This window comes from Kluyvera fluvialis (assembly GCF_059725275.1).
The window spans coordinates 2,889,786-2,908,721 of sequence record NZ_AP046142.1; the positions used below are offsets into that span (position 1 = coordinate 2,889,786).

General features: G+C 53.3%; 15 protein-coding genes. 9 read left to right on the plus strand and 6 right to left on the minus strand.

Annotated features, from left to right (window positions below; translation table 11 throughout):
- Positions 1-25: 25 nt before the first annotated feature.
- Together AC6I4B_RS13725 and AC6I4B_RS13730 are read left to right on the plus strand one after the other, a co-directional pair.
- Positions 26-910, plus strand: a complete 885-nt coding sequence (locus tag AC6I4B_RS13725; RefSeq protein ID WP_497765850.1) for a D-hexose-6-phosphate mutarotase — start codon at positions 26-28, stop codon at positions 908-910.
- Positions 911-1,343: 433 nt separating this feature from the next.
- Entirely contained in the window at positions 1,344-5,354 is a 4,011-nt protein-coding gene (locus AC6I4B_RS13730) for an autotransporter outer membrane beta-barrel domain-containing protein (RefSeq protein WP_497765852.1), read from the plus strand.
- 88 nt (positions 5,355-5,442) lie between these two features.
- Here AC6I4B_RS13730 and AC6I4B_RS13735 read toward each other — a convergent pair whose 3' ends face one another.
- The gene (locus tag AC6I4B_RS13735; protein WP_497765854.1) at positions 5,443-6,189 is read right to left on the minus strand and encodes a MipA/OmpV family protein; all 747 of its coding nucleotides are present in this window, start codon (positions 6,187-6,189) and stop codon (positions 5,443-5,445) included.
- Between the two features lie 437 nt (positions 6,190-6,626).
- On the opposite strand from AC6I4B_RS13735, the gene yeaG reads away from it, so the two are divergent.
- The 5 genes from yeaG (at position 6,627) to AC6I4B_RS13760 (ending at position 12,718) form a co-directional block, all read left to right on the plus strand.
- On the plus strand, positions 6,627-8,561 hold the full coding sequence (yeaG, locus tag AC6I4B_RS13740; RefSeq protein WP_497765856.1) for a protein kinase YeaG: 1,935 nt from the start codon (positions 6,627-6,629) through the stop codon (positions 8,559-8,561).
- A 102-nt stretch (positions 8,562-8,663) separates the two neighbouring features.
- Positions 8,664-9,941 carry a YeaH/YhbH family protein gene (locus tag AC6I4B_RS13745; protein ID WP_497765857.1) on the plus strand — a complete coding sequence of 426 codons (1,278 nt, stop codon included), beginning with the start codon at positions 8,664-8,666 and terminating at the stop codon, positions 9,939-9,941.
- A gap of 135 nt (positions 9,942-10,076) precedes the next feature.
- A complete protein-coding gene (dgcJ, locus tag AC6I4B_RS13750) occupies positions 10,077-11,567 on the plus strand; it encodes a diguanylate cyclase DgcJ (protein WP_497765859.1) in 1,491 nt (496 codons plus the stop codon).
- Positions 11,568-11,582: 15 nt separating this feature from the next.
- A complete protein-coding gene (locus tag AC6I4B_RS13755; protein WP_497765860.1) occupies positions 11,583-12,098 on the plus strand; it encodes a YbaK/prolyl-tRNA synthetase associated domain-containing protein in 516 nt (171 codons plus the stop codon).
- Positions 12,099-12,271: 173 nt separating this feature from the next.
- Positions 12,272-12,718, plus strand: a complete 447-nt coding sequence (locus tag AC6I4B_RS13760; protein WP_497765862.1) for a DUF441 domain-containing protein — start codon at positions 12,272-12,274, stop codon at positions 12,716-12,718.
- Here the strand turns inward: AC6I4B_RS13760 and AC6I4B_RS13765 are convergent.
- Positions 12,713-13,489 (minus strand): AraC family transcriptional regulator, encoded by a 777-nt coding sequence (locus tag AC6I4B_RS13765; protein ID WP_497765863.1) that lies wholly within the window; start codon positions 13,487-13,489, stop codon positions 12,713-12,715. The genes AC6I4B_RS13760 and AC6I4B_RS13765 overlap by 6 nt on opposite strands.
- Before the next feature lie 100 nt (positions 13,490-13,589).
- Between AC6I4B_RS13765 and AC6I4B_RS13770 the strand changes: the two genes are divergently transcribed.
- On the plus strand, positions 13,590-14,771 hold the full coding sequence (locus AC6I4B_RS13770; RefSeq protein WP_497765865.1) for a CynX/NimT family MFS transporter: 1,182 nt from the start codon (positions 13,590-13,592) through the stop codon (positions 14,769-14,771).
- Positions 14,772-14,809: 38 nt separating this feature from the next.
- Here the strand turns inward: AC6I4B_RS13770 and AC6I4B_RS13775 are convergent, their stop codons facing one another.
- Positions 14,810-15,517 (minus strand): CTP synthase C-terminal region-related (seleno)protein, encoded by a 708-nt coding sequence (locus tag AC6I4B_RS13775; protein WP_497765866.1) that lies wholly within the window; start codon positions 15,515-15,517, stop codon positions 14,810-14,812.
- A 137-nt stretch (positions 15,518-15,654) separates the two neighbouring features.
- On the opposite strand from AC6I4B_RS13775, the gene AC6I4B_RS13780 reads away from it, so the two are divergent.
- Positions 15,655-15,999: a DUF488 domain-containing protein gene (locus tag AC6I4B_RS13780; RefSeq protein ID WP_497765868.1), complete on the plus strand. Its 345-nt coding sequence runs from the start codon at positions 15,655-15,657 to the stop codon at positions 15,997-15,999.
- 33 nt (positions 16,000-16,032) lie between these two features.
- Here AC6I4B_RS13780 and AC6I4B_RS13785 read toward each other — a convergent pair whose 3' ends face one another.
- From AC6I4B_RS13785 to AC6I4B_RS13795, 3 genes are all read right to left on the minus strand, one after another.
- On the minus strand, positions 16,033-16,338 hold the full coding sequence (locus AC6I4B_RS13785) for a hypothetical protein (RefSeq protein ID WP_497765869.1): 306 nt from the start codon (positions 16,336-16,338) through the stop codon (positions 16,033-16,035).
- Positions 16,339-16,398: 60 nt separating this feature from the next.
- Positions 16,399-16,647: a putative hemolysin gene (locus AC6I4B_RS13790; RefSeq protein WP_497765871.1), complete on the minus strand. Its 249-nt coding sequence runs from the start codon at positions 16,645-16,647 to the stop codon at positions 16,399-16,401.
- 886 nt (positions 16,648-17,533) lie between these two features.
- Positions 17,534-18,766 carry a hypothetical protein gene (locus AC6I4B_RS13795; protein ID WP_497765872.1) on the minus strand — a complete coding sequence of 411 codons (1,233 nt, stop codon included), beginning with the start codon at positions 18,764-18,766 and terminating at the stop codon, positions 17,534-17,536.
- Positions 18,767-18,936: the final 170 nt, after the last annotated feature.

Genomic DNA, 18,936 nt, shown 5'->3' on the forward strand with positions numbered 1-18,936 from the left:
GTTTTTAAACACCAAGGATTGCATCATGATTAACAAAATTTTCGCTCTCCCGGTCATTAAACAGCTTACCCCTGTCCTCTCCCGTCGCCAGCTTGATGAGCTGGAACTTATCGTTATCGACCACCCAAAAGTGAAAGCCTCTCTGGCATTACAGGGCGCACACCTGCTCTCCTGGAAGCCGGCTGGCGAAGAAGAAGTGCTGTGGTTGAGCAACAACACCCCATTTAAAAACGGCGTCGCACTGCGCGGCGGCGTGCCTATCTGCTGGCCGTGGTTTGGCCCGGCAGCGCAGCAAGGCTTCCCGGCACATGGCTTTGCCCGTAATCTGCCGTGGACGTTGCAGGCACATAATGAAGACGACAATGGCGTCGTGCTGACGTTCGAACTGAAAAGCAGCGATGCAACGCGCCAATACTGGCCGCACGAGTTCACGCTACTGGCTCGCTTTAAACTGGGTAAAACCTGCGAGATGGAACTGGAAGCACACGGTGAATTCGAAACCACTACCGCGCTGCACACCTATTTCAACGTTGGTGATATTCACGCAGTGAAAGTGAGCGGACTCGGTGACCGTTACGTCGATAAAGTGCAGAACGCTGAAATCGGCGAGCTGAGCGATGGCGTGCAAACCTTCCCGGATCGTACCGATCGCGTGTATCTGAACCCAGAAGCCTGTAGCGTTATCCAGGATAGCGCGCTGAACCGCACCATTGACGTGATTCACCACCACCACGTAAACGTCGTCGGCTGGAACCCAGGCCCGGCATTGTCTGTTAGCATGGCCGATATGCCGGATGACGGTTATAAAACTTTCGTTTGCGTTGAAACCGCATGTGCCAGTGCACCGCAGAAAGCGACCGAAGAAAAACCGGCTCGCCTGTCACAAACCATCAAGGTCGTGAAACGCTAAGCCCTACCGCGCGTTACCCGTCATGTGATGGCTGGCGTCATCACATGACGATTTCCTCCTCCCTGAACTTCCCTTGCGATAATCCCCTTATCTTGCCCCGCCCCTCTCCGGCGTTTATTCGCTTAAAAAGCCCCCTAAACTAAACTCGCGCTTCCTTACACCAAACATCAACGGACTTTTTTATTGCCAAAAAATTGTTAGACCAGTGCCTTAAGTCAAACTTACATCCCGCAAAAGTAAACAGAACAATGCCCTGTGCTATGGTGATTAAACAATTAATATGTGCCATTAAATATTTATTCTGCATCATTTTGTCTACACATTAACCTCCTTCCTCCCTATTCCACACTGTGGGATCACGATGTATTCACTCTCTGATTCACCGCTACTTCCACGGTTTCGCCTGTAGGTTTTAGTTTTTGTAGAGGATCACATGCCTGTTTTTCATACCCCTCCTTTCCGGCAGAGCGCGCTTGCACTGACCGTCAGTCTGGCGCTGAGCGTTGCATGGATAAATGACGCACACTCCGCTGATGGCGCCGATGGTAGCGCCGCCACCCCAGATACCAGTGCGCAAGGGGGGAGCGGCGGTAGTATGGATTTAACCACCGGCGTTGGCGGTAACGGCGGCGCGGGTGGCACGGGGGGCCGTGGTCAGGCCAGCAGCAACGGCGAGAGCGGCAAAACCGGTAGTCAAAACGATCCTCTGGTGACCGGCGGTAACGGCGGGCAGCATCAGGAACCGGACGGCAGTGCCACAAACGGCTCTGGAGCCGCCGGTGGCGGCGGTGGCGGTGGTTCTGCGGGTTCTGTTATCAACGGTTCAGGGAGCAATAGCGGCATTATCAGCGGCGGCGACGGCGGCAACGGAGGGAACGGCGGCGCGAATGACAGCAACCTGGCCGATGCCGGTAACGGCGGGAACGGTGGCGGCGGCGGGAACGGCGGTAGCGGTGTCCTGATTACGACCAACGGCCGCTATGACAATAGCGGAACCATTAACGGCGGTGCTGGCGGCACAGGCGGCAACACCGGCAGCGCCAGCGCCAGTAGCTCCACCACCAGCGGGGCGACGATTCATGCTGGTAGCGGCGGTGCTGGGGGTAAAGGCGGCGATGGCGTCACCGCAACAACCGGCAGCAATATTACCAATACCGGGACTATCAACGGTGGACAAGGCGCAACAGGCGGCTTAGCCGCTGATGCCAATAGCACCCAGAATACCTCGGTCACTTCTGTGGGCGGTACGGGCGGGCTTGCAGCCGATGGCGGCAATGGCGTCTGGCTCAGTGATACCAGCTCCATCACCAATAGCGGGCTGATAGCCGGTGGCACAGGCGGCAATGGCGGCAATGGCGGTAATGGCGGCGCGGCGTCAGCCGGTCAAGGCACTGGCGTTCTCGGTTACGGCGCTGCCGGTGGTAACGGCGGCAGCGGCATTACGGTTGTCGGGAGCGGCAACATCATCAACCAGGCTAACGGGCGGATTGTCGGCGGCAACGCGGGGACGGGCGGCGGCGGGAACTCCACCAGCAGCGGCCTCAACCTGAGCGGTGGCGATGGGGGTGACGGTGGCGATGGCGGGATTGGGATCCTGCTGCAAGACGGCGGTCAGGTTTCAAACTTTGGCTCAGTGACCGGCGGTGCGGGTAATCGGGGCGGCGGTAGCGGGAATCTGGCAACGGCGGTCGGCGGCGACTCCGGTACTGGCGGCATTGGTATCAATATTCTTCAGCAAGGCAGTGTCACCAATGAAGCCTCCGGTATTGTCTCCGGGGGCAAAGGCGGCGATGACTCTGCAGGCGGCGGTGGCGTCGGGGGCACTGGCGGCACGGCGGTGAATATCGCCGGTTCCGGCAACGTCTTAAACAAAGGCCAGTTTGTCGGCGGCGACGGCGGCGCGGGGGCTAACGCTAACGGGATTAACGCCAACGGCGGTACGGGCGGTCTCGGCGGCAATGGGCTGACCATCACCGGCAAAGGTACACTCACCAACTCGGCGGGGGCGTCCGTGCACGGGGGTCTGGGCGGCACAGGCGGCGGCGGGAATCAAAGCGATGGCGGTACGGGCGGCAGCGGCGGTAGCGGTGTGCTGATTAGCGCCGGTGGCTCGGTCGAGAATAACGGCGACATTACCGGCGGTAGCGGGAATCGCGGCGGTGGCAGCGGGAAATCTGATGGCGGTAAAGGCGGCGATGGCGTGCACATAACCACCGGCGGTGGCACTATCTCGAATACCGGCACGATTTCCGGCGGTAACGGAGGTGACGCAGGGACAGCAACCGGGAGTCGCGGTAACGGCGGTACGGGCGTTTATGGTAATGACATGACCATTATCAATAGCGGCACGCTGCAAGGGGGCATGAGCGCCGATGGCAGCAGCCGCGCGCAGGCCGTTATCTTCACCTCAGGAACCAACTCGCTGGAGCTGCGCGCTGGTTATCGCGTCATCGGTGATGTTGACGCGCAAAACGGCGACGATACGCTGATTCTTGGCGGCAGCCAGAATGCACAATTTGATGCTTCAGCCATCGGTAATAACGCGCAGTATCACGGTTTCGACCACTTCAGCAAAACCGGCTCCAGCACCTGGCGACTTGATAATTCGACAACCGCCGTCACTCCGTGGACGCTGTACGATGGCGTTTTACAAATCGCCCGGGACAACAGTTTAGGGGCAAGTAGCAGCACCCTCACCTTCAATGGCGGGACGTTACAGCTACTTAATGACCTTGATTTAATCAGCGATCGCCCGGTAGTTATCGACAGCGCCGGTGGCACGTTGGATACCCAGCAATATCATTCGACCGTCCGGCAGGGTATTACCGGCAGCGGTAATTTAACCAAGCTCGGTACTGGCACGTTGACGCTTGCCGGAAACAACACCTTTAGCGGCAGCACCACGCTGGCGCAGGGGAAAATAGATGTCACCGGCGCATTGGTCGGTGCGGTGATTGCCGATGCGGGGACAACCCTTACCGGTGATGGCCGCGTGGGCGGCACGACGCTTAAATCCGGCAGTACGTTAACCGTCGGCTCGCCAACGCAAGATGCGACAACGCCCGCGACATTTACCATTACCGGCGCGCTGGATAATGACGGCACGGTGAACCTGTCGCGCAGCCCAGCGCTGGTGACAAATCAGCTCAAGGTAGGCGGTAATTATACCGGCGGCAGCCATAGCCACTTAACGATCAATACGGCGCTGGGCGATGACCGTTCGCCAACTGACCATCTCAGCATTGACGGCAGTACGTCGGGGAATACGCCCGTCAGCGTCACAAATGTGGGCGGCGCGGGCGCTCTTACCCAGCGTGGCATTGAGGTGATTAGCGTTAGCGGCGCCTCTGCTGCCAACGCATTTTCCCTGTCGGGACGAGCGGTCGCCGGTGCGTGGGATTACAGCCTGGTACAAAAAGGTCAGAACTGGTATCTGGACTCCGTGACCACCAATCCCGTCGCACCAACGCCACAGTATCGCCCGGAAGCCGGGAGTTACTTAATCAACCAGACCGCCAGCAATACGCTGTTTAACCTGTCGCTCGACGATCGCGAAGGGGCAACCGAATACAATCTTGCCGGAACTCAACGCGCTGATATTGCCAGCAACTTCTGGCTGCGTCAGGAAGGTGGGCAAAACCGCTTCCGCGCCGCCGAGGGGCATGTGCGTTCACGCGCGAACCGTTACGTCGCGCAAATGGGTAATGAATTTATCCACGGTAGCGCCAACGGTGACGATCGCTGGGGGGCAGGTCTGATGGCGGGCTATGCGAATGTCTCTGGTTTATCGTCTTCGAACGTGACCGGTTACCGTTCGCGTAACGATATGGACGGCTACAGCATCGGGGCTTACGGCACCTGGTATCAAAACGCGATAAGCCGCCAGGGCATCTACCTTGACGGCTGGCTGAACTATAACTGGTTCAACAACCACGTTGATGGCGACGATTTACCCGGCGAGCGCTACCGTAGCCACGGTATTACGGCCTCCGTTGAGACGGGCTACAACCTGCTACTGCGGGAAACGGAACGTCAGGCGATTTACCTCGAACCTCAGGCGCAGTTAACGTGGATGGACGTGAGAAGCAACAGCCTGACCGAAGCCAACGGCACGCGGATTGAAGATAGCGACCACGGTAATATGCAGTCTCGCCTCGGGATGCGCCTGTATCTGCGCGGGCATCGCATGGAAGACGACGGTAAAGGTCGCGAGTTCAAGCCTTACATCGAGGCCGATTGGCTGCATAATACTCATGCCGCCGAGATTATTATGAATAACACGCGCATCAGCCAGGAAGGGGCGAAAAACATCGCGCAACTGAAACTGGGCGTACAGGGACAAATCTCGCCAACGCTGAATATGTGGGGCGGTACGGCCTTGCAGGTGGGAGATAAAAGTTATAGCGATGCGTCGATAATGATGGGGATGAAGTACGCGTTTTAAAGCAATCACCTCATGACGGTGCTACGCACCGCCATGAGGCCCATTTTTAGTGCAGCTGTCGCACAGCGCACTGAAAATGAATACTGGCTTAGAAGGTGTAAGTCACACCCGTAGAGAGTAATCCAGTCCAGCTCTTATCAATCATTGGGCTGTCGGTAATCTCGTCAGACAGGCGAGTGTAACGTGCAGTACCAAACACGCTCCAGTTGCCTGCGAAGCGGTAGTTCGCGCTCAGCTCCAGATACGGATTCCAGCTACTGTTCGGATCATAGCTACGCATACCGCTGCGAGCAGATTCATGACGCGAAACGCCGTAGTAGTAATCGTTCTGGTTTTCGCTGTTCCATTGCACCCCGATACCCGGAGTTAAGGTCAGGCCACCGTTGGTGTAGCGGTAAACCCAGCCCAAGTCCCACACGATACCGTTGCTGTTGTCCAGCGTGTCGCCCGCCAGCGTGGTGCGCAGTGAGCCGTAATCCGTGTGGTGGAACCAGGAAACCCCCGCCATCATCGTTGACTTACGACGGTCGAGTTTACGCATCTGGCTGTTGTCGCTGTCACCAGGCTTGAAGAACATCGGTGACCAGTACGCTGTTAAAGAGAGCTGGTCAGTACCATCATTCCACAGGTAGTACCCCCCGCCCAGGCCACGGAACCAGAAATTATCGCCTTCATAGGAGATAACCGGCACAGGGTATACATCATGGTCATACTGTTTATAAGGATGTTCAACGATACCGACGCCTGCGCCCAGCGTGAACTTACTCTCCGCCTGAGCAGCGGTAGCAGAAGTAGCGATCAGTACCCCTAAGGCTAGAAGTTTGATTCGATTCACAATCTGTAATTCCTTTTTATTCAACGTATCAGCGGCGGAAGTTTACCTTCCAGTCAGCGTTATCACAAATTTTTTACCCACATTTGCACAGAACGACCGGTCATTATTCGGCGCCATTATGGCAGCCCGCTTGCAAATGCGTGACAAGCATATGAAAGCGTAAAAATGATTAAAAGAATTAATGGCGCAATTTTTTGATGAGTTATTGATATGTCATTGAAATTCGATTTTATCGCCATGCAAGTTTTGCAAATGCCATCTACGCTTATTTTTAGAAGGTGTAACCACAGCGCGCGTTAACGTTAATTGTCCAACAATCTGGCACACGGGTTGCTGAATAACCCAGTGAGCGGCGTTTAGCTTACCTCTTCCAGGAGCCTCCATTATTCATACCAACGGCTCTTAACCTGTGCTAAAAAACGAAAGGACGGCATACCATGAATATATTCGATCACTATCGCCAGCGTTATGAAGCTGCCAAGGACGAAGAGTTCACATTGCAGGAGTTCCTTGCCATTTGTCGGCAAGATCGCAGTGCCTATGCTAACGCAGCAGAACGGCTATTAACGGCTATTGGCGAGCCTGTAATGGTGGATACTGCCCAGGAACCACGGCTTTCCCGTCTCTTTTCGAACCGAGTCATCGGGCGCTATCCGGCGTTCGAAGAATTCTATGGTATGGAAGAAGCCATTGAGCAGATTGTTTCTTATCTGAAACACGCCGCCCAGGGACTGGAAGAGAAGAAGCAAATTCTCTATTTATTGGGGCCGGTTGGTGGCGGTAAATCGTCGCTGGCTGAACGCCTGAAATCGTTGATGCAGCGCGTGCCGATTTACGTACTTAGCGCTAACGGTGAGCGCAGCCCGGTTAACGATCATCCGCTGTGCCTGTTTAACCCGCAAGAAGACGCGCAGATTCTGGACAAAGAATACGGCGTGCCAAGCCGCTATCTCGGCACGATTATGTCACCGTGGGCGGCTAAACGGCTGCATGACTTTGGCGGTGATATTACCAAATTCCGCGTGGTGAAAGTCTGGCCGTCGATTCTGGAACAAATCGCTATCGCCAAAACCGAGCCGGGTGATGAGAACAACCAGGATATCTCCGCGCTGGTGGGGAAAGTGGATATCCGCAAACTGGAGCATTACGCCCAGAACGATCCCGACGCCTATGGTTATTCGGGCGCGTTGTGCCGCGCCAACCAGGGGATTATGGAATTCGTCGAGATGTTTAAAGCACCTATCAAGGTACTGCATCCACTGCTGACGGCAACCCAGGAAGGCAACTACAACGGGACGGAGGGGATCTCTGCCCTGCCCTTTAACGGTATTATTCTCGCCCACTCTAACGAATCCGAGTGGGTGACGTTCCGTAACAACAAAAACAATGAGGCGTTCCTCGACCGCGTTTATATCGTCAAAGTGCCTTATTGCCTGCGAATCTCCGAAGAGATCAAAATCTACGAGAAGCTGCTTAACCACAGTGAGTTGACCCACGCGCCTTGCGCGCCAGGTACGCTGGAAACACTGTCGCGCTTCTCTATTCTTTCGCGCCTGAAAGAGCCGGAAAATTCGAGCATTTACTCCAAAATGCGCGTCTACGACGGCGAAAGCCTGAAAGATACCGACCCGAAAGCCAAGTCCTATCAGGAGTATCGCGACTACGCCGGTGTTGATGAAGGCATGAACGGGCTATCTACCCGTTTCGCCTTTAAAATTCTCTCGCGGGTGTTCAACTTCGATCACGCCGAAGTGGCGGCAAACCCGGTGCATCTATTCTACGTACTGGAGCAGCAAATTGAACGCGAGCAGTTCCCACAAGAGCAGGCCGAGCGTTATCTCGAGTTTCTCAAAGGTTATCTGATCCCTAAATACGCTGAGTTTATTGGCAAAGAGATCCAGACTGCGTACCTCGAATCCTATTCCGAATACGGGCAGAACATTTTTGACCGTTATGTCACTTATGCGGATTTCTGGATTCAGGATCAGGAGTATCGCGACCCGGATACCGGCCAGCTATTCGACAGAGAATCATTGAATGCCGAGCTGGAAAAAATTGAGAAACCGGCGGGGATAAGCAACCCGAAAGACTTCCGTAATGAGATTGTCAACTTTGTGCTGCGCGCCCGCGCCAACAACAATGGACGTAACCCGAACTGGACGAGCTACGAGAAGCTGCGCACGGTCATTGAGAAGAAAATGTTCTCTAACACCGAGGAGCTGTTGCCGGTCATTTCGTTCAACGCCAAAACCTCGACCGATGAGCAGAAAAAGCACGACGATTTTGTCGATCGGATGATGGAAAAAGGCTATACGCGTAAACAGGTTCGCCTGTTATGTGAATGGTATCTGCGCGTGCGTAAATCGTCTTAATAACAAGGCCCGGCGGTGCACGCTGGGCCTACAACGACAAGACACTGGGCCGGATACGCGGCAGCATCATCCGGCACTGAAGTTGGCAGTACGGAGGGGAATATGACCTGGTTTATAGACCGGCGTCTGAACGGCAAAAACAAGAGCGCGGTTAACCGCCAGCGCTTCTTGCGCCGTTATAAAGCGCAAATTAAACAGTCGATCTCCGAGGCTATCAATAAACGCTCGGTGACCGACATCGACAGCGGCGAATCGGTTTCGATTCCAACGGATGATATTAGCGAGCCGATGTTCCACCAGGGGCGCGGCGGCTTACGTCATCGGGTACACCCTGGTAATGACCACTTCGTCCAGAACGACCGTATCGAACGACCACAGGGCGGAGGCGGTGGTGGCGGTAGCGGTCAGGGCCAGGCCAGCGCCGATGGCGAAGGTCAGGATGAGTTTGTGTTTCAGATTTCCAAAGATGAGTACCTTGATCTGCTGTTTGAAGATTTGGCGCTGCCCAATCTCAAACGCAACCAGCAGCGACAGCTCACCGAGTTTAAAACTCACCGTGCCGGATTTACCGCCAACGGCGTACCGGCCAATATCAGTGTGGTGCGCTCACTGCAAAACTCCCTCGCCCGCCGCACCGCGATGACGGCAGGTAAACGCCGCGAACTGCACGCGCTGGAAGAGACGCTGGATGAGGTCGCCAACAGTGAACCGGCACAGTTATTGGAAGAAGAACGCTTACGCAAAGAGATTGCCGAACTGCGGGCAAAAATCGACCGCGTGCCGTTTATCGACACCTTTGACCTGCGCTACAGGAACTACGAGAAGCGCCCGGAACCCTCCAGCCAGGCGGTGATGTTCTGCCTGATGGACGTCTCTGGCTCAATGGATCAATCCACCAAAGATATGGCGAAACGCTTTTATATCCTGCTGTATCTGTTCCTGAGCCGGACGTATAAAAACGTGGAAGTGGTGTATATCCGCCACCATACCCAGGCGAAAGAGGTCGATGAACACGAGTTCTTTTATTCCCAGGAAACCGGCGGCACGATTGTCTCCAGCGCCCTGAAATTAATGGATGAGGTCATGAAAGCCCGTTATGACCCCGCGCAGTGGAACATCTACGCAGCACAGGCTTCAGACGGTGATAACTGGGCCGATGACTCACCGTTGTGCCATGAAATTCTGGCGAAGAAAATCCTGCCAGTCGTGCGTTATTACAGCTATATCGAAATCACCCGACGGGCGCACCAGACCCTGTGGCGCGAGTATGAACATCTACAGGCGATGTTTGATAATTTCGCCATTCAGCATATTCGCGACCAGGAAGATATTTACCCAGTGTTTCGCGAGCTTTTTCATAAACAAGGTAGTGAAAAGTAGGTTTATACGGCTGCCTCTGACCAGGGGCAGCCGTATTACTCACCATTGTCAATCATTTACATTGCTAATGAGTTGCTAGAGATACCGACCAGCCCATGATAAAATTTCGGCTAATACGGAAGAACGCGACTCATCATGAAACTGCAGAATAAACTACTACGCTTCGTCATCTCCTCTGGCGTGGTAATACTAACGTCATCCTTTCTGGTTTATGAGTTGGTATCCAGCCAGCGTGATATGTCCGAATATATGCGATATATCATAGATAAAGGAGAATCGGCCTTTCTCTATGATAAATATCAGAACCAACTGATCATATCGCAATTTACTCGTAACATGGATATCCCGCCGACGCAGGAAGCCGCCGCGCGCGCCTGCGCCAGCGTTCAGCACAACGGTGAGATCAACGGCCTGAACATCGACGGGCATAGCTATTCACCGCTTCATGGCTCGCTGACCGCAGGCAAAACCCCCTGCTCTCAGTGGGTAAAAGACTTGCCTGCGCTGGAGGCTTTCGACAGCGCTATTGACAATAATACGCAATGGAAATCACCCCGGCCTAATGAGCCGCAGCAGGAAAAACGTTTCCGCTATTATATTGATCTGATGAATCAATATATCTACTTTAATACGCCGGTGACTATTAACGACCCGTCATTAACTAGTTGGAATTATCTTTACGGTAAGCGCCTGGGAATATCGCCCGCCAGCCTCGAAAATCTATTTCTGGGCAGAACGGTGGTGTCCAGTATCTACGTAGATAGTTTTACTCGTAAGAACACCTTAACGTTTTTGACGCCGGTTTATCAGCGTGAACAACTGAAAGGCATTGTGATGGTCGATTTATCACATCAGGAAATGCGCGATATTTTCTACACTTACGATCGTCCATTGGTCTGGCGTTATCTGGATATCGCCTTTATCGACTCGGACACCCAATCGCACATTATCGTCCACCGCAGCGCGACGCACCTGCTGAGCTATGTGAATTACAGCCGGCCGCTGGCGGAAAACATGCACGTGGAGCTATCGCTCGACGTCACCTATTTTCTGCTGAGCTCCTGGAAGCTGTTTTTATTCTACCTGCTGTCAACCATTGCCCTGCTGCACCTGGTGCGCACCCACTTCCGGCTTTACAGAACCATCAGTAAAGAGAATATCAGCGATGCACTGACCGGGCTGTATAACCGTAAAATTCTCACTGACGTCCAGAGTATGCGTTTGCAACGCCTGACCGAACAAGGCGCGAGCATTGTGATTATCGCGCTGGACTGCGATAAGCTAAAGCAGATCAACGACACCTGGGGGCATGACGAGGGCGACCGCGCCATTATCATGCTCGCCCAGGCGATTTCCGCGACGGTGCGCAAAAGCGATTACGGCGTGCGGTTGGGCGGCGATGAGTTTTGCATTATCCTCGTAGACTACGACGAAGCAGATGCGCAACTGATACCGGAACGTATTCAGCAACATCTGGCGCAAATCGACCTTGATAACCGCGTTAGTTTCTCGTGGGGCGCGTATAAAATGCAGCCCGGCGACACATTGGATAAGGCGATGAAAGCCGCCGATCAGCGTCTGTACGAGGATAAAAAACAGCGCAATAGCCGTGCGTCAACGCACTGAGAACAAGAGAGAAATATGTTTGAGCCACTAACAGCCAATATTCATCAGCAGCTCCTGGCACTGCTCGACGCGCATCAGGCGCGCTATCGCGTGGTGGAACATGAAGCGGTAGGTAAATGCGAGGCCGTGTCTGAAATTCGCGGTACTGCGCTGGGCCAGGGGGCAAAAGCGCTGGTGTGCAAAGTCAAAGGTAATGGGGTTAATCAGCACGTGCTGGCGATTTTGCCCGCTGACCAACAGGCCGACCTCGCCCAGTTGGCACAGCATATCGGTGGCCTGAAAGCGTCGTTAGCCAGCCCCGCCGAAGTCAACGCGCTGACCGCCTGTGAATTTGGCGCAATCCCACCGTTCAGTTTTCACCCAGCCCTGCGCCTGGTGGCCGACCCGCTGCTGTTTACCCGCTTTGATGAAATCGCCTTCAATGCCGGGAGCCTGGAAAAATCGGTCATCCTCAATACTGAAGATTACCTGCGTATCGCCCAACCGGAACAGGTCATCTTTCGCCGCCAGACAGCAGAAAGCCGCAGCTAAAGACGATTCCTCTGTCTATGCGCCGTTGCGGCCCATGAACCACGCCATTGGTGAATGTCTTTAGGCAAATACCTGAAATTCTCGACAAAAAAGAAAAAAGCCTGTTTACTCGCGCCGTCTTGCGTACAGTAAGCAGGCTTACTTTTTTATTTTTTGGCAAGGATCTCCTCAACATGCTCGATACCACCCTGCTGATTCTCCTGGGCCTCGCTGCGCTCGGTTTTGTCAGCCATAACACCACCGTCGCGGTGTCTATTCTGGTTTTAATTATTATCCGCGTTACGCCGCTCAACACCTTCTTCCCGTGGGTGGAAAAACAGGGGCTGAGCATCGGTATTATTATTCTGACCATCAGTGTGATGGCGCCTATCGCCAGCGGTACGCTACCGGCGACCACCCTCTTGCACTCATTTGCAAACTGGAAATCGCTGGTGGCCATTGCCGTCGGTGTCGGCGTGTCGTGGCTGGGTGGACGTGGCGTAGCGCTCATGGGGACGCAGCCCCATTTGGTAGCCGGGCTGCTGGTTGGCACGGTGCTCGGTGTCGCGCTGTTTCGCGGCGTACCGGTGGGGCCACTGATTGCTGCCGGGATCGTGTCGCTGTTTATTGGTAAGTCATAACGCCGCTAAATAGCGCCCCGGAGTCTGGCCTAACCCTTTACGGAACATGGTGATAAACGCGGTCGTCGAGTCGTACCCCAAAGACAATGCCGCTTGCTGGACGTTTAGCCCACGCACTAACATTTGCAGAGCGAGTATTAGCTGTAGCTGATGCCGCCAGCGGCGAAAGTTCAGCCCCGTCTCCTTCACCACCAGCCGCGCGAGGTTGCGCTCGCTCATCGCAAAATGGCTGGCCCATTGAGCCAGCGTTTGCCAGTGAGCAGGCTCTGCCTCCATCATTTTGACCATCTGGCGAATTTTAGGATGGGCAGAAACCGGCAACTGTAGCTGGTGTTCAGGCAGTTGCGGTAACTCATCGAACAACACCTGAATCAGCCGCTGTGTTTCGGGCGTTTGCCGCTGCTCCTCATTACGCTGGGCTAAGGTCAGAATCAGCTCGCGCACCAGTGGCGGTATTTTCAACGTGCAGCAGTGCGCGGGCATTTGCGCCGCACCAGGTTCGATAAACAAAAAGCACAGCTCGGCTTGCAGCGTGGCGCAGTTGCTGTGCGGCACTTCACCGGGGATCCACACCGCAAACTGCGGCGGAACCATCCACCAGGCGTTTTCAACCTCACAGGTAATCGCCCCGCGCAGCGCCAAAATAAGCTGCCCCTTGCGGTGCTGATGCTCGGGAATGTGCCGCTCATCCTGATCAACCTGAATACCAAATGCCACGGCAGCTTCCTGGTGGCTGTCCGGGTGATAACCGTTTAAACCGAGTCCCAGCATGATTTTGTCCGAATTTAGCGATAATCTGTCATTTTAGCTTGATTCAAACCAAAGCAAAACCGGATATCTTAGTCGCCCCCACACTTTTGTTGAGAAGACTATGTCTCACGTTGTTACGGCTTCCAGCCGCCGCTGGCTGCTGATTGTTGGCATGTTATTGATTGCTTCGACGCTACGCGTCACCTTTACCGGAGCGGCCCCGCTGTTAGACGCGATTCGCAGCGAATATGGCCTGACGACGGCGCAAACCGGGCTGTTAACCACACTCCCGCTGCTGGCGTTTGGTATTGTTTCACCGCTGGTTGCTGGCTTTGCCCGCCGCTTTGGTATGGAACGCTGCCTGTTTATCGCCATGCTGCTGATATGCCTCGGGATCGCCATCCGCTCTTTGCCCTCCGTGGCGCTGATGTATCTCGGCACAGCGGTTATCGGCTGCGGAATTGCACTCGGCAACGTATTGCTGCCGGGGCTAATCAAACGCGATTTTGCGTCACAGGTGGCGAAATTCACCGGCGCATACTCGATAACGATGGGCGTTGCCGCCGCGATAGGCTCGGCGTTAGTCGTACCGATTGCGGTCAGCGGTTTTGGCTGGCGCGGTGCGCTGCTGATGCTGATGTTCTTTCCACTATTAGCGCTGCTGTTCTGGTTGCCACAGTGGCGAGCCTCGAAAGCAACGGCGCTTTCCGGCAGTGGTGCGATGCATAATCGCGGGATCTGGCGATCGGCGCTGGCCTGGCAGGTCACGCTGTTCCTCGGTATCAACTCGCTGGTGTATTACGTCATTATTGGTTGGCTACCGGCAATTCTGATAAGCCAGGGTTATAGTGAAGCACAGGCAGGTTCTCTGCACGGCCTGCTGCAACTGGCCACCGCGATACCGGGGTTTGTGATACCGCTGGTACTACTCAAACTTAAAGATCAACGCGGGATTGCCGTTTCAATGGCGGTGCTGTGCGCTATCAGCATCCTCGGTTACTGGTTTTACCCGTCACAAGCGGTTATCTGGACGCTGCTGTACGGTTTTAGCTCCGGCGCGACGATGATCCTCGGCCTGACCTTTATCGGCTTGCGCGCCAGTTCAGCGCATCAGGCTGCTGCGCTTTCCGGCATGGCGCAAACGGTAGGCTATCTGCTGGCTGCCTGTGGGCCGCCGCTGATGGGCAAAATTCACGACGCCAGCGGCGCATGGCAAATTTCATTAATCGCCGTAGCGGTGATGGCGCTGATTATGGCGGTATTCGGCGGGCTAGCCGGTCGTGACCGGGAGATTAACCACTGATGAGATATAAGCCCGGTAGTAGCACTACCGGGCTTTTTTTATTGTGCGGCGGCGTGTAAGAACGCCTGCGCCAAAGGAACGGGGCGGCCTGCCAGCGCATTGCGCTCGTGCTGGAACAGTGTGGCAACGAAGAACGGATGGGTGATCAGCTCTACCGCGCGAATGTCCCCGTTATCATCCCAACCGGTCACGCGCAGCGGTTGCGTTTCCAGTTCGCTGGCGAAATCAGCGGCGATACCGTAGTTGCAATGATAACCTTCCTCAATACTATCGCGCCCGTATGCGCGGGCAATCAGCGTATTCGCTCGCAGTTCGATCGTGTCGCTTTTTTCCACCAGTGAGCAGGTCAATGGCGCAATCACCATCCGCCCTTCGCTGTCGGTTTCCGCGTGAGCGGCATCTTCCCAGCCCATCACATTGCGCGCAAACTCAATAATCGCATGTTGAAAACCCCCGCAGGTGCCGAGGAACGGCAGGCTGTTTTCGCGCGCGTAGCGTACTGCCATCAGCGCGCCTTCGGTGTTTTCATACGGGCTGGCAGGTACTAACCAGATGCCGTCAAAATCGGCAAAATCATCGGCACTTTTGATGTCGCGGGTCGCCAGCCAGTGGTATTCAACGGGCAGTTCCAGCACCGCAGCAGCATCGTCAATCGCCAGGGGGATCGCCTGATGTGCAATGACATCGGCATTATAGTCGCCTACGAGGGCAATACGCAGAGAAGGGGTCGCAGCTGAGTTTTCCATGATGGTCCTTATGTGCAGACGTTAACGAACGGCATAAGGAGCCTCACACTAGCGATGTTGGCGCGCAATAGCAAGAGCCTGATAACGCACCCTACCGTCGTTTATGGTATGGTCGGAAGGAAAAAGGGAGGAAGGTTATGATCCAGTGTAAACGCGTTTATGACGGCGTAGCCGCTGACGATGGTTACCGTGTTCTGGTCGATAGGCTTTGGCCGCGCGGCATCAAAAAAGAGGCGCTTGTCTACGATGAATGGTGCAAAACGCTTGCCCCATCCGCCGAGCTACGCAAGGCTTACCACGGCGAAGTGATCGACTTTGCCACCTTTTGCCAGCACTATCGCGAAGAGTTGGCGCAACACCGTGATGAAGGGCTGCGCCTTGTCGATATTGCAGGTAAACAGGGGCTGACGCTGATTTACGCCGCCACCAACACCTCGCAAAACCATGCGCTTGTGCTGGCCGACTGGCTGAAAAATCTTTAATCATCCGAAGCCGCGACGCTCGCGGGCGTCGCGCTACTCGACCTGCACGGTGCGCTCTTGCGCGGGCAACGCATCCGGCGTTAACGGCAGCAGATACTCCGCGCGGACATACGCAAATCCGTATTGTCCCTCTCCGGCACTCACATCACCGGTCACCAGCCACAGCGCCCGTGGTGCATCAGCCGACACTTCCGTCATTACACCGTTAACCGGGTTAAGGCAACGCTCACCGGGGTTAATCAGCGCAAACAGTTCAACATTTTTACCAATATTAGCGCGCCCGGCAACGGTGCGAGCGCCAATAATAATCGCAGCCGTACCCGGCTTAAGCGAAAACATACATGACTCGTTAATCAGAATTATCCAGGTCGCGCAGTGTACTAAATGCGCCTTTCACTGTCATTTTTTCTGCGGATGATCGCGACGCCACAGCGCCCACTCTTCAATCGTTTCACCATTTGGCAGCTTACACAGGCTGTATTCGCCCTGCGCATTCACCTGCGGAATACTTTCACCGCCCTTCTGCTGGCAATACACCGCCGCCGGATTCGCCATCCCGATTTTCGGTGGCACTGGCGCATCAGATTCAGCCTGTTTTGCACAACCGGCAAGCAACAGCGGCAAAAGTAAAGCGTAGCGATATGACATTATTTATCCTCAAGGTTTGGCGGGGTTTAGTTTTAAACTCCATGATTTCTTCATTTTAACTACACTTTTGGCTCGTAAAGTAGCTTTTGTTCTCTATTGACCAGAGAACAGAACATTCCATAATCAATGAGTTTTGCCCCACCTACCCCGGTGGGGCTTTTTTTGTCTGCATCCTGGGTATTGATTGTCGACTATTTTGCGTCAGATGTGGCAAAGCCGGAACCACTTCCCCCGGCTTTACAATGTATCTCTCGACCGTTTCAGTCATTACAAACGTGAGTCTTAACTAATAAGTCGTCCGCGCTGCATCCAAAGCATGCTATAAAAAAAAGGGTTAGCGCAATGCTGACCGCTTTTTTGTTTCAGTGTCCACGAAATGTCCACACAGATTGTAATTGACGAATGCGCACAGCAATTTACTCATTAGAATCAGACGCTCAAGCGAGCAGGTTGCGATATGTTGTTCTTTTGAACTCAAAAGGATGCTGTCAGGAAGCCACGGTAGCAACTGAGCAAAGTATTATGAGCGATGAAACGACATCGGAGAGACATAACAGAGACTTCTGATAGGTCTTCTTGTAAGTATCCCACCGCACACAACACCCTCAGCGCCACGACATGCTGTCGTCACGCCTCAACGCCTACGACCCAACCGCATCCATTTAAACGCCATAGCGCCGCGCTCAGTCGCTGGAAAAATAAAATAAATATCATGCTCAGCGCGCAATGCTATCCCCGCCACGCCTGAGGTGCGCCAACACTGGCGGCGCGCAGACGCAACAGGGGAGGAAAACGCATGCAATTCGATGCAATAGCACATGCTGAGAAAAAATAGGGGCAAAAGACATAAAAAAACCAATGTTAATGGTTCCTCTTTCAGTCTCTGTTATCGCCCGGAACCATAACGGAAGCGATTTGCCAGGGCCGCCTCCCTTCTGTCTCTTTCCTGCCTGAAGGGATTGGTGTCATCCAGATTCACGTTATGTATCTCATACATGTGTTTTTTCAACATATTGATATTATTTTCATCATTAACGGCAGCGGTTATAATAGGCGGGGTCATCCATTGCACGTTTTCATTTAAGTACGTAGAATTACCAATAATGTCGCTATAGTTATTCTTGATATCATCTTTGCTCTCATACTCAAAAAAACGTCTACCCCATGGATCCACTATATACTTGAGCTCCACCCCATAGAAATTAAAACATATATTAGCCACAATATAGTCACATCCTTCATCATGTCCATCCATTCCTTCCCATGGAGTGACTAACATAGATACATCTATATTATTACAGGTGTTTGCATTTAAGTTTAATGTGTGAATTCTTTTTTCAAGAATAGCAACCATCAACATTGCGGAGAGCGAATTCATCTCACCGCAATTGCCTGTGTTATGTTTTAACACATGTAACATACGTTTATCGCTGGTAAGGTTATTTCCTTCCCTGCCTATATCAACAACATTGTAGTGACTTGCAATATATGGAATCTTGTGTTGTGGTGTTTTTTTGTTTCTATAGATTTCATCATGGTCACGAGTTGCTGAATGCATTATAATGTCATTCATATTAATAATAATTTCTTGCATCTCTTGCTCTATACTTTTTTTTGCATATTCTTTATAGGCACTTAAAAACACACCCTCCAAAGTAGCGTTATTATCAATTCCAGTTGGATAGGTTATCTCGCCGTTATTTTTATTAAATAAGTTTTTTTCGAGAAAAGTACGCTCATCACTGGTAATAACGCCATCAATGAGAGGGGTACCACGATAATGTACTCTTATATTAAAATGCTCATCACTTTGTGGACTTATTGAAACTTTAAAAAAACCCCTTTTATTTTCTGGTGTAATATCCAGCATTTTAACCAGACCTAAAATTGGGTGAAATCTCTCCCCGACAATGTCATGAGATGAGGGAGCGTGCTCTGATAAAAGTAGAGTATGGATTTCCCGATACGCATCAATTAGACTTTCTCCGGTGAAGTTCTCCCGAAAAAAATCGATAAACTTCTCAAAGCACGAAAACTCATAAATATCTGTAGTGATATTTTTCTGTGAAGTTAATGTGCCAGGATTTATGTCCTGACCCGCAAGAACAGACAGTACCATCTATACCACCCATCTCATTGAAAATGGGGAGAATGCCGTTACCGGCCACTACAACCAATAAGGTTATACCTTGATATTGACGCTGTGATTATTGAACAGCATCGTTACATTAGAAATTTCCTGACCTGGCCCTGCGATAATTCTGAGCGAATTTAGATGACTTCAGGGGG

Excerpts from the sequence above, each read along its gene's own strand:
- AC6I4B_RS13725 (WP_497765850.1), top strand. The coding sequence starts at position 26 with ATGATTAACAAAATTTTCGCTCTCCCGGTCATTAAACAGCTTACCCCT.
- AC6I4B_RS13730 (WP_497765852.1), top strand. The coding sequence starts at position 1,344 with ATGCCTGTTTTTCATACCCCTCCTTTCCGGCAGAGCGCGCTTGCACTG.
- yeaG (WP_497765856.1), top strand. The coding sequence starts at position 6,627 with ATGAATATATTCGATCACTATCGCCAGCGTTATGAAGCTGCCAAGGAC.
- AC6I4B_RS13745 (WP_497765857.1), top strand. The coding sequence starts at position 8,664 with ATGACCTGGTTTATAGACCGGCGTCTGAACGGCAAAAACAAGAGCGCG.
- dgcJ (WP_497765859.1), top strand. The coding sequence starts at position 10,077 with ATGAAACTGCAGAATAAACTACTACGCTTCGTCATCTCCTCTGGCGTG.
- AC6I4B_RS13755 (WP_497765860.1), top strand. The coding sequence starts at position 11,583 with ATGTTTGAGCCACTAACAGCCAATATTCATCAGCAGCTCCTGGCACTG.
- AC6I4B_RS13760 (WP_497765862.1), top strand. The coding sequence starts at position 12,272 with ATGCTCGATACCACCCTGCTGATTCTCCTGGGCCTCGCTGCGCTCGGT.
- AC6I4B_RS13765 (WP_497765863.1), bottom strand. The coding sequence starts at position 13,489 with ATGCTGGGACTCGGTTTAAACGGTTATCACCCGGACAGCCACCAGGAA.
- AC6I4B_RS13770 (WP_497765865.1), top strand. The coding sequence starts at position 13,590 with ATGTCTCACGTTGTTACGGCTTCCAGCCGCCGCTGGCTGCTGATTGTT.
- AC6I4B_RS13775 (WP_497765866.1), bottom strand. The coding sequence starts at position 15,517 with ATGGAAAACTCAGCTGCGACCCCTTCTCTGCGTATTGCCCTCGTAGGC.
- AC6I4B_RS13780 (WP_497765868.1), top strand. The coding sequence starts at position 15,655 with ATGATCCAGTGTAAACGCGTTTATGACGGCGTAGCCGCTGACGATGGT.
- AC6I4B_RS13785 (WP_497765869.1), bottom strand. The coding sequence starts at position 16,338 with ATGTTTTCGCTTAAGCCGGGTACGGCTGCGATTATTATTGGCGCTCGC.
- AC6I4B_RS13790 (WP_497765871.1), bottom strand. The coding sequence starts at position 16,647 with ATGTCATATCGCTACGCTTTACTTTTGCCGCTGTTGCTTGCCGGTTGT.
- AC6I4B_RS13795 (WP_497765872.1), bottom strand. The coding sequence starts at position 18,766 with ATGGTACTGTCTGTTCTTGCGGGTCAGGACATAAATCCTGGCACATTA.